The following is a 13,677-nucleotide window of genomic DNA, read 5'->3' as shown; positions in this document are numbered from 1 at the left end:
TTATTAGCTCAGTAATGATCAGCGTTTATATTTGCCTATCTTTTTGACAAATTGACTGTTTCAGGAATGGAATGAACAGCCATGTTATCTAAGTTTTTTATTAATCGCCCTATTTTTGCAAGTGTATTGGCTATTATTGTGATGGCTGTGGGGTTACTTGCTGTTTTAAATTTACCTGTAGAGCGTTATCCAGATATTGCTCCACCTCGGATTACTGTATCTACCAATTATAGTGGGGCGGATGCGCAGGCGGTTGAAGATAGTGTTACGCAAGTACTCGAACAACAAATCAAAGGGATTGACCATCTTCTTTATTTTAGTTCCAGTAGTGATGCCAATGGCAATAGTCGGATTAGTTTGTTTTTTGCGCAAGGCACTGATCCTGATCAGGCGCAAGTGCAAGTTCAAAATGCGATTAATGGTGCAATCAACCGTTTACCAGCGGATGTACAACGGCAGGGTGTGAACGTTCGTAAATCGCTCAGTGATTCTTTTATGGTCATTGGTTTGGCGGATGCTTCTGGACGTTCCAGTAACATCGACATATCTGATTATTTAACCAATCATTTTGAGCTTAATCTAAGTCGTCTCGAAGGTATTGGGGAAATTAATGTTTTTGGCTCACAATATGCGATGCGTATCTGGTTAGATCCTAAAAAATTACAACAATACCAACTCAGCGTGAGTGAAGTCCGTACTGCGTTAGAGAACCAAAATGCGCAAGTGGCAGCAGGTGCGATTGGGCAGTTACCGAGTGTAGATGATCAATATTTAAATGCCAAAGTAACCTCAGGTTCCTTATTACGAACGCCTGAGCAATTTGAAAACATTATTCTCAAAGCGAACACTGATGGTGGCATGGTTCACCTTAAAGATATTGCCCGAATCGAAATTGGTGCAGAAAACTATCAGGTTTTTAACCGACTCAATGGCTATCCAGCGTCAGGACTTTCAGTTTCATTGGCTGTAGGCGCCAATGTTATGCAAACAGCGGATTTGATTTATGACGAAGTCGAAAGGTTAAAAAAAGGACTACCTGAGGGATATTTCGTGGTGTATCCACGTGACGATACCCCCTTTGTAAAAGAATCGATGTCTCAGGTGGTGACAACACTTGTTGAAGCGATCATTTTAGTCGTACTGGTGATGTTTCTTTTTCTACAGAACTGGCGAGCAACGTTAATTCCTGCGATCACTGTGCCAGTGGTGATTTTAGGAACCTTTGCAGTCCTTGCTGTTTTAGGCATGAGTATTAATACACTGACTTTGTTCGCGATGGTACTGGCGATAGGATTGTTGGTCGATGATGCGATTGTTGTGGTCGAAAATGTTGAACGGATCATGCATGAGCAGAAGCTGGATGCCAAACAAGCGAGCATTCAGTCTATGCAAGAGATTAGTGGGGCATTGGTTGGGATTACCTTAGTATTGACAGCAGTGTTTATTCCAATGTCATTTTTTACTGGTGCTACAGGAATTATTTACCGCCAATTTTCGATCACTTTAGTCGCAGCAATGTCTTTATCCTTACTGGTGGCATTGATTCTTACGCCTGCATTATGTGCGCTTTTATTAAAGCCACAGCAACAAAAAGCCAAATGGGCAGAATATTTTGAGCGTGGATTAGATTGGGTTCGGCAATTTTATTTGAATATCGCGAAAAAAGTGATACAGGTTAAATTTCTATCTCTTGTTGCCTTAGTTATTTTGGTCAGTGCTTTTGCTTGGACCTATCGTGAATTACCGACCAGTTTTTTACCACAAGAAGATCAAGCCATCTTGGGTGTTCAGTTTCGTTTAGCTGAAGGCACGCCCATGAGCCAAACCCAAGTCATTGGCAAACAAATTTCAGATTATTTTTTGGCCGAGGAAAAAGATAATTTAAATGGCATCATGGTCATTCATGGACGCAACTTTTCAGGCTCGGGTCAAAACTTAGGGCAGGCATTTGTTTCTTTAAAACATTGGGATGAACGCTCAGGTACAGAAAATAGCGCGCAAGCCATTCGTGCACGTGCCATGAAACACTTTGCGCAAAATAATCAGGCACGCATTATGGTATTGATGCCTTCGGTCATTCGTGGCTTAGGTAACTCTGACAAAATTGATTTTTGGTTGCAAGATACTCAAGGCTTAGGACGTGACAATTTGATCGCTTCTTTTAAAAGCCTACAACAGCAAGGGAATGCGTTGGACAGTGTCGAAAATCTCGATAAAAAAAGCAATGACGATCAAGCTGTTCTGAATATTAAGATTGATCATCGTACTGCTATGCTGCACGGTTTAAACATCAATGAAATCAATCGCACGATTTCCACAGCGTGGAGCGGAAGCTATATCAATGATTTTATTGATCGTGGCCGAATCAAACGTGTTTATTTACAAGGGGATGCACCTTATCGCTCCAAACCAGAAGACTTGAGCTTTTGGCATGTGAAAAATGCACAAGGACAAATGATTCCCTTTACTCAGTTTAGCCAAGTTGCATGGGAAGGCGCGCCACCTTTATTGGAACGTTTTATGGGCTATCCTGCGATTGAATTAGAAGCGGATGCAGCCACGGGTTTCAGTAGTGGTGAAGGCATGCGAGGGCTAGCAAATATCGCTGCGCAAATGCCAGAAATAGGATTGGCGTGGAGTGGTTTATCCTATCAAGAACAGCAATCGAGTAACCAAGCGATTTGGTTATATTTGATCTCGGTTGCCTTTATTTTCTTGTGTTTAGCGGCTTTATATGAAAGTTGGTCGATTCCTTCGGTGGTCATGGCGGCTATTCCGCTCGGCATTGGAGGGACGATTTTATTTAGTTATTGGTTTGGTTTTGCCAATGATGTTTATTTTCAGATTGCACTCCTTACAACCATTGGACTCTCTTGTAAAAATGCGATCTTAATGGTTGAGTTTGCAGCCAGTTTACAGCAGCAGGGACGGAATGTTCTTGATGCTGCGCTACACGCTGCTGGGCTACGTCTACGTCCGATTCTAATGACCTCTATTGCATTTGGTGCAGGGGTCATCCCATTAATGTTTTCGACAGGTGCTGGGGCACTCAGTCGTCAAGCCATTGGTTATAGTGTCTTTGGTGGGGTGGTCTTTGGTACGGTGCTGGTTCTTATTTTTATTCCTTTAATGTATGTGCTGATTCGGTCGATTTTTAAAGTGAAAACCATCGCAGTAAGCTAAGTTTTTTGATCTTAAAAAATTTAGATAGAAACAAAAAATCACATCTTTCATGTAGATAAAGGCTTGTGTCAGCTTGACTCAAGCCTTTATTATGCACGCGCCGTATAAACGGTGAATTGAGGTTGTATTCCCTAAATGGACACGCAGAGTTGTAATTTATTCCGAATTACACATTTTATTTTCATAAAAATCAGAATGAAGGTCGTTACTCGACAGTAAAATAATATGCTGTGTATCTTCATTGCTGATTTATTGTAGTGAAGAGGTAGAAATGAGCTACAACAACTTTTTATATTTATTGCAAGATGCGTTAAAGAATAACAATATTGAACTCGCGCTTGCATCGGTCGAAACTTTTCCCGCAGTTGATATCGCTGATCTTTTACCTCAACTTTCAATTGAACAAAGCCAATTGTTATTGATGCATTTACCTGAAAGAGCTTATGTTTTTTCTTATCTTCCGCCTGTTGAACAAGTTAAACTCGCCAAAGCAATGCCAAGAAATATTTTGGCTGACATCATCGGTGAAATGTCATCGGACAAACGAGCTGATGTTTTTAAATGCCTAGACGAACAACAACAAAAAGCATTGCTTCCTGCACTTGCCCAAGCAGAAAGAGAGGACATTCGTCAACTTTCCTCTTATCTTGAGGGAACGGCAGGGGCGATTATGAGCTCCGAATATGCAACCTTAAAACCTAATATTACGGTGAAAGATGCTATTAAAATGTTGCGTCTTGAAGCACCAGATACAGAAACCATTTATTTTGCTTATGTATTAGATGAAGCACGAAAAATATTGGGCGTTTTGTCATTAAAACAATTGATCCTTGCACCTGAAACCCAGAATATTAATGAGTTGATGGTCACGCATGTTTTGACTGCTTATGTTGATACAGATCAAGATGAGGTTGCCAAGACCATTGCCCGATATGATTTTTTGGCACTTCCGATCATTGATCATCATGACATGATGGTGGGGATCGTGACCTATGATGATGCGATGGATGTTGCCAGTGAAGAGGCGACAGAAGACTTCTTAAAAGTTGGGGCGGTAAATGCATCTTCGAAACTGAGTATTAAATCTGCGCCGATTTTACAACTCTACCAAAAGCGTGTTTTTTGGCTGGTTTTTTTGGTATTTGGTAGTTTGCTGTCTGGTTTAGGGATTGCACATTATGAGGATTTGATCGCACAGCATTTGGTTCTGGTTTTTTTCTTGCCACTGTTGGTCGGCAGTGGAGGGAATGCAGGTTCACAGTCTTCCACTTTAATGGTCCGGGCGTTGGCTACAGGCGATGTGCAGTTTAAAGATTGGTTTTATCTCCTCGGTCGAGAGAGCTTAGTTGCCTTATGTTTGGGAGGAACAATGGCCATCGCAGTTTCACTGCTTGGATATTTCCGTGGTGATGAATGGGTGGCACTGGTGTTGGCCTTGAGTATGATGGGGATTGTGTTAATGGGTTGTCTCATTGGTATGAGTTTACCGTTTATTTTGAATCGCGTTGGGCTAGACCCAGCAAGCGCTTCAGCGCCTTTAGTCACATCAATATGTGATGCTACAGGTGTGATTGTCTATCTATTTATTGCTTCTATGATCTTATTCTAGTTGTAATAATTATACCAACTAGATTGAAAAACTATTTTATTATCAATACATAAACTTGGTTTTGAGTTGAGCGAATGACAGAACAAAAAAAATTAACACAGCAGCAAGCAATCGTTGTAGAGCGTGATTTAGCCAAATTCGCAAATACCATGGATAGCTTGGTGCGGATTCCATTTACCAAACAAGGGGTTGGCGCAGATGCGGCACTGAGTACCATCCCTTTTGCAGGTGATATTGCTGGTTTTATTCTGACTTTATACGCTTTTAAGAAAGCCAGAGAAGTGGGGGTTCCGCAACATAAACTTAATGGTGTGGTGAAACTGGCTATCTTGGATATGTTGGTGGGTTTTGTTCCGATCGTAGGAACTTTATTCGATGTATTTATTCGTCCAAGCCGAAAGACGCTTGAGATTGTGCATGAGCATATCCGTGAGGAATATCAGGTGCATAGTGATATCCATGTGGTGCATCCATTTTTACATGAATCCCTAGAGCAAAAACAGAAAACTTCAGCATTTTGGCGTAATCCGATTGTGAGCTGGATTTGGCTGCGAATACCTGATTTGCTCGGCATCGCCGTTCTGATTCTACTTGTGGTTGCAGTTTGGGTTGGCTTGAGTTTCGCGTGGCAGTTGTATCAGTCTTTTTAAATGGGTTAATTTTTGACAAAAAACAAAGCCTCCATGTTGGAGGCTTTGTTTTTTGTATCTGTTTGGATTAGTGAACGTTTAATTGCTTTAATGCAGCAACACGTTGTTCAATGCTTGGGTGAGTTTGGAATAAAGCAGCTAAGCTAAAGCCTTGTTCCTTACCTTCCGTAATTGCAAACGCTTTCATTTCTTTTGGCATTTGATCTGGCATTTCTGATTCTGCTTGTAAGCGAAGTAATGCAGAAATCATTGCATCTTTACCAGCCAAACGTGCACCTGCTTCATCAGCACGATATTCACGTTGACGAGAGAACCACATCACGATGGTCGATGCCAAGATACCAAATACGATATCTAACGCAATCGTAATGGCAAAATAAGCAAGCCCTGGCGCTTCGCCATCTTCACGACCAAATACATTACGGTCAATAAAGTCCCCAGCAATACGCGCAAAGAACATAACGAAGGCATTAATGACACCTTGGATCAGCGCAAGGGTAACCATGTCACCATTTGCAACGTGACCAATTTCATGTGCAAGTACAGCACGAAGTTCGTCTTTGTTCATACGCTCTAATAGACCTGTCGAAACAGCTACTAACGCGTCGTTTTTATTCCAACCTGTTGCGAATGCATTAGATTGATAAGATGGGAAGATACCAACTTCAGGCATTTTAATACCTGCACGTTGGGATAATTGAGCAACTTCTTGTAATAACCACGCTTCGGCTTGATTACGAGGTGCATTAGGGTCGATTAATTCGGTCCCTGTGGTTTTTTTAGCCATCCACTTTGACATGAATAGGGAAATTAAAGAACCTACCATACCAAAGACAAAACAGATAACCATTAGGTTGCCTAGATTTAAGCCACCCGCGCCATGGTAACTACCGACACCGAAGAGTGACAAAATAATGCCAGCTACAACCAGTACCGCGAGGTTGGTTAGCAAGAACAAACCAATCCGCATCATTGAGAGAACCCTCTTATAAAGAAAAAGTGATCTGATTTATAAATATAAATCACCCCAATAATATGCAGGTTGGACCCTAAAAATTCAAGTGAAAAAATGGATGTTATTGCATGTTTGTGAGTAAAATAACGAATCTAATGATAAACAATCACTTAAAAACATTTTTAGCGTAAATAAGTCATGAAAAAGTGCTATTTATCGTTGTTTTAATGTACAGATTAATTGCTTAAACGGATGTGCGCAGATGCAGTGGCATTCGCTGTGGAGTAGCTGCCTGCTGGTGCATCTGTAAAAGTGCCATCAGCTAACGTTATGATTTGTCGATTGTACTGTTTCGGTGTTGTTGTGGTTTCTACATTTGTACCGCTATCTGAACCAGAATAATTTATAGATTGTGCAATGACTTGCCCAGTGCTTGGCTGACTGGCTGACTGAGATGCGTCTGTTCCCAAACCTGATACATAGAGATTTTGGTAACGGCTGGTGACACGACGCACATAATCCTGCGTTTCACGGAATGGGGGGATGCCTTTGTATTTATCGACATTGCCTTCACCAGCATTGTAGGCTGCTAAGGCCAGTCGTGTATCACCTTTAAATCGTTTCAGTAACCAGCTTAAATACTTTGCGCCAGCAAAAATATTTTGTTGAGGATCGTAAGCATTTGAGACATTGAAACGCTTTGCAGTTGCGGGCATCAATTGCATCAAGCCTTGAGCACCTACAGGTGAACGTGCGTTGACATTAAAACCTGACTCAGTATGCATGACGGCTTTTATTAAGCCTTCGGAAACACCATGTTGTTGTGCTGCTTGACGGATCAAATGGTCAAAAGTATTTCGATTCCGACTATAACTGGGAAGCACAGAAGCTTCACTATTTCCCCAGTTACGATAACTATGGATATTGCTATCGGGGTAATAGGTTGCTTTAACCACTTTTAAATGACTATATTCTGCTTTCTTTTTATTGGTCAGCAGCGTAGTGCCATTGCTATCTTTAAATTGATAGATGGTTTGCCCAGCGTGCGTAGATACTGTTGTATTAAAAAAACCGATTGTCCCCAAACACAACATATAAAAATAAGTTATTTTGTTCATCGTTATAATATTCACAAAAGATGAGCTTCAATTCATTTCAGCAGTGTAACAAAAAAATGCCTAAAAAGGACTTTTGCTACATTTTTTTTATTTTCTAGTGTCTAACAAAAAATCAAGTCATTTTGTTCGAATGTTCAGCAAAAAAAAATTTAAATTTTTTTTAAAAATTAAGTGTTGACTTATATAAGTTGTTGTTTTTAATGTGTAAAAATGATTGGTTAAAAAGTGATCAATTTGATTGAAAGCCTTATTTTAAGATAAAAATAGTTTGTCAATAGCGAAGAAATCCACAATTTTATCCACAGTTTTTGTGGAAAACTGTGGAGAAGTCTGAAATATAAGCGATCTAGACGATTTTGATAACTTTTGATCAGAATTTTACCAGTATGAAATCCAAATATGACGATTGAAAGAAATTGAAAAATTCTTTTGGTGCGCATTTTTTTGGAATGGGATAAAATCTTGCGGTATTTTGTTTATGAGTAAATCACGTCTATGTACGCGCCAGTAGAGTCCAACCAAGGATTTAATTTCAAGCCAGAGCTTCCTACCAGTTCGGCCTATTATCGCTTGTTGAAAAAACTACGTCGCCAAGTGGGGCATGCAATTCGTGACTACAAGATGATCGAAGATGGCGATAAAGTCATGGTATGCGTATCCGGTGGTAAGGATAGTTATACCTTGCTGGATATCTTGCTGCAATTTAAACGGATTGCACCGATTAATTTTGATATCGTTGCCGTAAATCTTGATCAAAAGCAACCGGGTTTTCCAGAAGATGTATTGCCTCGTTATATGGAAGAAAACAATATTCCATATTACATTCTAGAAAAAGACACCTATACTATTACCAAACGTTTAACGCCTGAAGGTAAGACCTATTGTGCAGTATGTTCACGCTTACGCCGTGGTTCACTGTATGGTTTTGCTCAAGAGATTGGAGCGACGAAAGTGGCTTTAGGTCACCATCGTGATGATATTTTAGCGACATTCTTTTTGAACTTATTTCATGGTGGCAGTTTAAAAGCGATGCCGCCAAAATTGCTGTCTTCAGATAAAAAGAATATTTTGATTCGCCCTTTGGCATATGTTGAAGAGAAAGACATCATCAAATATGCAGAGATGCGTCAGTTCCCGATTATCCCGTGTAACTTGTGTGGATCGCAAGAAAATCTACAACGCGCGATTCTCAATGACATGTTGCGTGAATGGGATAAGCAATACCCGAAACGTTTGCATAGTATTTTCGGTGCATTACAGAATGTATCGCCATCACAGTTGGCTGACCGAGAGTTATTTGATTTTGAAGCTTTGGATGAACAGCGTGAATTCGATATGAAAGATCCCGAAGAGTTGAAAAATCGCCTAGATGTGGTGAATTTAAGTTTTGCTGCGGAATAAAATGTAAAAATTTTTTAAAGGCACTTTGTTAAGTGCCTTTTCTTTATAAAAATTTTAAAAATTGAAGCTTACGTACAAAAAATCATAGCCTAAAATAAAATATACATGCTATAACATGGCACAAGCAAATTGCTTCATGTGATGTCGTCTGGATAGATGGCACAAGAAATTGAACAAATATATTTGAGGAATAATCATGGCTGCATTTTTAACTGATGATTGGTTTGCAACTGTCGATACACTAACTGCTGAAGCGGGTGATTTAAACTTGCCACCAGCACTTGCGAATTTGGCAATTAACTTGGTTGTAACAGATGCAGCTGGTAATACAGAGTTGGCTTTAGACGCAGGTAAAATCCAAAAAGGATTATCTACAAAGGCTAAAACGACTTTAAACATGGATGCTGAAACTTTACGTAAAGTATTCTTAGAGTTTGATATGGCTGCTGCTATGCAAGCGTTCATGACTGGTAAAATCAAAGTACAAGGCGATATGTCTCAACTTATGGCTTTACAAACAGCGAAGCCAAGCCAAGAACAAAAAGATTTATTCAAAAAAGTACTTGAGCAAACTGCTTAAATTCTTTTTAAAAAAAAGCTTACCGAACGGGTAAGCTTTTTTTATTTTTAAATATTAATTAGATCACTGGTTTTAATGTGCTCTAAGTAAGCGCGGATACGTTTGACATATTGCACAGCTTGTTTATGACGACCATTTTTAGCTTGGTTACGCTCCAAATAATCATACAAATTCACCCATTGATTTGGGTCTTTACCTTGTGTTTTGATCCGTTTTTGAGCCTGATTTACCGCACCCGGTCCCATATTATAAGCCACTAGGGCATACCAGTTACGGTCAGGGTAAGGGACATTGGAAAATTGATCCAGCATCAAATCATAATACTTGGCACCACCTTGGATGCTTTGTACAGGATCAACCCGGTTGGTCACGCCCATCGCTTGAGCCGTACTATTGGTCAGCATCATTAAGCCACGGACACCAGTAGGCGACACTGAAGTGGGTTTTAGATAAGATTCTTGATAACCAATTGCTGCCAATAAATGCCAATCTAAATTGTATTTAGATGCACTTTTTTTAAAACTCGCTTTGTAGATAGGTAAACGTTGATTCAGATCTTTTTGAATCGTTGACCAAGATTCAGGTTTCACCACATTACGATTGTAGAAAGAAGCAAGCTGTTGCGTTGTACCCAACTGTTTACTTTGGCAAACAAAACCACTTGCTGTCAGGGTGAGAGGATCATCAGCCTGTTTAAATACCCAATTGAATTGTGGATTTAAACCATTTTTAGTTAAGCTGTCTTGATCACCACAACTTGCTGAGAAAGAAACCAGTTGTTTATTTTCGATCTGACTTAGATTCGCTGTCGTCATGGCTAAATTCGCTTTGCCTTGAGCGATCCATTTTAATGCAGTTGCGTTATCTGGAACTGTTTTAAAATCAAGCTTTACATTTAAACTTTGAGCATAGTTTCGTGCTAAATCATAACCAAAACCATGTAAAAACTGATCTTCTTTAAATACGATTGTTGAGTTTTCAACTGCAACCACAGTTAATACATTGCTCGCCAAAACGGTATTGTATTGATGTGATTTTTCAGCGCTCAAGCTATTGAAAGGGAGGATGACCACACCTAATGCTAAAGCTTGAAATGGGAGTTTGGAAGATAAAGAGTTAAGGCAAAGCCTCGACCCAGAACTTGAATTACTGTGCATGTTGTCTCCGCTACAGGTAATTTATGCCCTAAAAGTTCAGCAAAACAATGCTTTAACTTTTTAAAGTTGATAAATTCAATAAGGGTGGGCAAATCATGACGCCATTCAAAATGACATTGAATTAATCGTGGAAATGATGTTTATGTTACACATCATTCATAAAATGTATAAAAAATAAACAAAAGTTAACTTAGGGGCGCATAATAAGCGGCAAAAATATGATTGTCAAATTTTGAACAATAAAATACTGAGAGATTCATTACAACTGCATGATTTGAAAAAGAATAAAATTTATACACTTTAGTGATGATGAAATAAGGAATACAATGCAAAAACTTGTAAATAGATTGTTATATTAGCGTATTTTTTTCTTATGAAATCAAATTTAATCACTCGTAAAGGACATGACCTATTGGTTGCAGAGCTAAAGAAGCTTTGGCATGAAGAACGTCCTGAGATTACTAAAAAAGTGAACTGGGCTGCGAGTTTAGGCGATCGGTCAGAAAATGCAGACTATCAATACAATAAACAAATACTGAGGAAAATTGATCGTCGTGTTCGATATCTGGGAAAACGTCTTGAAGAGTTAAAGATTATAGATTACGTTCCAGAGCAAGAGGGTAAAGTCTATTTTGGTGCTTGGGTTGAAATAGAAAATGATGCAGGTGAGAAGAAAACACTACGTATCGTGGGGGTTGATGAGATCTATGATCATCACCCTCAACATATTTCAATTGAATCGCCAATGGCGCGTGCATTGCTCAGTAAAGCTGTTGATGATGATGTTGAAGTCCATACACCACTCGGAAAAAAAGTATGGTATATCAACTCCATTCGTTATGAGAAAAACGAAAATTGCTAAAATAACAGGGTGTTGTTTTTATTTTGATCATTTGATTCATGATTTTGCATAAAAGGTTTGCCAACTCGCACTTTTATTTATATGATAGCCGCCATTGGAAGCGTGGCAGAGCGGTTTAATGCACCGGTCTTGAAAACCGACGAGGGTGTGAGTCCTCCGTGAGTTCGAATCTCACCGCTTCCGCCAAATTCAAAAAGTCCTTGTTTATACAAGGACTTTTTTTATGTCTTTATTTTTCTTCTTCATCGTAACTTACATTAACGAATTGGGTTAAGGCAGATGGGGAGTTTTGATTGAATTAAAAATCAATGATGATACTTTCAAGTAAATAGATATGGGTTTCAAAATCATTGTTTCTGTCGTTTTGTGCTGTAGATTTAGCACATCATGAAATGCGATTATTAAGATTTTTCTGAATTTATCTTTTTAAAAATCAATATAAAGTTATCTTGTTTTTGCTTTATTTATCAATTAAATATAAATCAGATTACATTCATTAAAGCTCACTTATTTGGGCTTTTGGTCTACATTATATTCAATTTAGAGTTCTTAAAAAGCATTCAAAATTATGCATAATTTGCATGAAATCTTTAATTTTTGCATTGTCGTTTTTTTTGAAAAAAAGTAACACTTGCCTCTGCTCGTTATTGACTCAATGGATTTGCGTTTATAGAAACAGCAGAGCCTGTCTGATGAGATCAGCATGGATAGTCATCAAAGAATGTTTGTCATTTTGATGCAAAGCGAAATAGGGAAGGAATAATTATTATGAATCAAAAGAAGCTGCTCAAATATATTTTGATCGCAATGATCACTGGAATATTAGTAGGTTGGGCATGTCATAGCACTTTAAGTACAGCGCAAACAACAGACATAGCGGGTTATTTTAAAATCGTCACAGATGTATTTTTAAGATTAATTAAAATGATCATTGCACCTTTGGTGTTTGCAACGATTGTTTCAGGTTTAATTTCCATGGGGAAATCATCCTCACTCGGATCGATTACTTTGAAAGCAATGACTTGGTTCATTGGTGCATCATTCATCTCACTTTTGCTTGGGATGGGCTTAGCCAATTACTTCCAACCTGGTGCAGGGATGAATCTCAGTATTCCGAAAGAAGCTGTCGATGTCGGGGTGAGTGCGTCCAGCTTAAGTTTGCAGACATTTATTACTCATATTTTCCCGCGTAGTTTTGCAGAAGCGATGGCGAATAATGAAATTTTGCAAATTTTGGTGTTTTCAATTTTCTTTGGCTCAGCATTAGCCTATGTTCAGCATCAAACGGGTGCGTCAATCATTGGTCGAATCATTGATGAATTATGCCGTGTGATGTTCCGTATTACCGATTACGTCATGGCTGCTGCACCGATTGCGGTATTTGCCGCCATCACCTCAGCAATTGCTGTTCAGGGACCTAAATTAATTGTTGATTATAGTATTTTCATAGGACAGTTTTATGTTGGATTACTCATTCTTTGGATGATCCTTATTTCTTTTGGTTATATCTTCTTGAAAAAAGATGTTTTTAGGTTGATGCGCGTGGTTCGCGAACCAACAGTGTTGGCATTTGCGACGGCCAGTAGCGAATCTGCTTATCCCAAGACCATGGAAGCTTTAGACAAATTTGGTGTTCCTAAACGTATTACTAGCTTTGTTTTGCCTTTGGGCTATTCATTTAATCTCGATGGTTCCATGATGTATATGGCCTTTGCTGTGTTGTTTATTGCACAAGCTTATAATATTGACTTAAGTTTTGCCCAGCAGGCCTTGATTCTATTAACACTGATGATCACCAGTAAAGGAATCGCTGGTGTTTCACGTGCGTCCATTGTGGTGATCGCCTCGACACTTGCAATGTTCCAACTTCCTGAAGCTGGTATTTTATTAATTCTAGCGATTGATCAATTTTTAGATATGGGACGTACTGCAACCAATGTCATTGGGAACAGCATTGCAACAGCGGTCATTGCGCGAACAGAAGGTGACAAACATGAGGTTGAAGAGCAAGATGAAGTCATGGTTGATCCAATTATCCCAGTAAGTCGATTGGCTGATAATAGTTAAGGTCTTATTATCTCTATCTAACTGGTTAATAAATATTTTAAATACTGTATTAAGAGTGATTGTTTGGTTTTTTATTTAGGAATCTATCCAAAATA

General features: G+C 39.0%; 10 protein-coding genes and 1 tRNA gene. 8 read left to right on the top strand and 3 right to left on the bottom strand.

The features are described 5' to 3' along the window. The first annotated feature begins 81 nt into the window (after positions 1 to 81). The 3 genes from MMP72_RS06365 (at position 82) to MMP72_RS06355 (ending at position 5,442) form a co-directional block, all read left to right on the top strand. A complete protein-coding gene (locus MMP72_RS06365) occupies positions 82 to 3,183 on the top strand; it encodes an efflux RND transporter permease subunit (RefSeq protein ID WP_241315584.1) in 3,102 nt (1,033 codons plus the stop codon). Positions 3,184 to 3,454: 271 nt separating this feature from the next. Next, positions 3,455 to 4,792, top strand: a complete 1,338-nt coding sequence (gene mgtE / locus MMP72_RS06360; protein ID WP_241315582.1) for a magnesium transporter — start codon at positions 3,455 to 3,457, stop codon at positions 4,790 to 4,792. Positions 4,793 to 4,866: 74 nt separating this feature from the next. Then, positions 4,867 to 5,442 (top strand): DUF4112 domain-containing protein, encoded by a 576-nt coding sequence (locus tag MMP72_RS06355; protein ID WP_241315580.1) that lies wholly within the window; start codon positions 4,867 to 4,869, stop codon positions 5,440 to 5,442. A 67-nt stretch (positions 5,443 to 5,509) separates the two neighbouring features. Here MMP72_RS06355 and htpX read toward each other — a convergent pair whose 3' ends face one another. Beyond that, positions 5,510 to 6,415, bottom strand: a complete 906-nt coding sequence (gene htpX, locus MMP72_RS06350) for a protease HtpX (protein WP_241315578.1) — start codon at positions 6,413 to 6,415, stop codon at positions 5,510 to 5,512. A gap of 218 nt (positions 6,416 to 6,633) precedes the next feature. Continuing rightward, positions 6,634 to 7,515: a lytic transglycosylase domain-containing protein gene (locus MMP72_RS06345; RefSeq protein WP_241315576.1), complete on the bottom strand. Its 882-nt coding sequence runs from the start codon at positions 7,513 to 7,515 to the stop codon at positions 6,634 to 6,636. 495 nt (positions 7,516 to 8,010) lie between these two features. On the opposite strand from MMP72_RS06345, the gene ttcA reads away from it, so the two are divergent. Continuing rightward, positions 8,011 to 8,916, top strand: a complete 906-nt coding sequence (gene ttcA, locus MMP72_RS06340) for a tRNA 2-thiocytidine(32) synthetase TtcA (RefSeq protein WP_005195634.1) — start codon at positions 8,011 to 8,013, stop codon at positions 8,914 to 8,916. Positions 8,917 to 9,112: 196 nt separating this feature from the next. After that, a complete protein-coding gene (locus MMP72_RS06335; RefSeq protein WP_004669116.1) occupies positions 9,113 to 9,496 on the top strand; it encodes an SCP2 sterol-binding domain-containing protein in 384 nt (127 codons plus the stop codon). A 47-nt stretch (positions 9,497 to 9,543) separates the two neighbouring features. Here the strand turns inward: MMP72_RS06335 and MMP72_RS06330 are convergent, their stop codons facing one another. Then, positions 9,544 to 10,653 (bottom strand): transglycosylase SLT domain-containing protein, encoded by a 1,110-nt coding sequence (locus MMP72_RS06330; protein ID WP_241315574.1) that lies wholly within the window; start codon positions 10,651 to 10,653, stop codon positions 9,544 to 9,546. 373 nt (positions 10,654 to 11,026) lie between these two features. On the opposite strand from MMP72_RS06330, the gene greB reads away from it, so the two are divergent. From greB to MMP72_RS06315, 3 genes are all read left to right on the top strand, one after another. Continuing rightward, on the top strand, positions 11,027 to 11,515 hold the full coding sequence (gene greB, locus MMP72_RS06325; protein ID WP_241315572.1) for a transcription elongation factor GreB: 489 nt from the start codon (positions 11,027 to 11,029) through the stop codon (positions 11,513 to 11,515). 96 nt (positions 11,516 to 11,611) lie between these two features. Further along, positions 11,612 to 11,701: transfer RNA gene (locus tag MMP72_RS06320), tRNA-Ser, on the top strand. Between the two features lie 582 nt (positions 11,702 to 12,283). Further along, complete coding sequence (locus MMP72_RS06315) at positions 12,284 to 13,582, top strand: dicarboxylate/amino acid:cation symporter (protein ID WP_241315570.1); 1,299 nt, start codon at positions 12,284 to 12,286, stop codon at positions 13,580 to 13,582. Positions 13,583 to 13,677: the final 95 nt, after the last annotated feature.

The sequence above is a fragment of the Acinetobacter sp. NIPH 2699 genome (assembly GCF_022549355.1).
Lineage (GTDB): Bacteria > Pseudomonadota > Gammaproteobacteria > Pseudomonadales > Moraxellaceae > Acinetobacter.
Note: the sequence above shows the minus strand (reverse complement) of the source record. Positions and strands in the feature narration are given on the sequence as shown.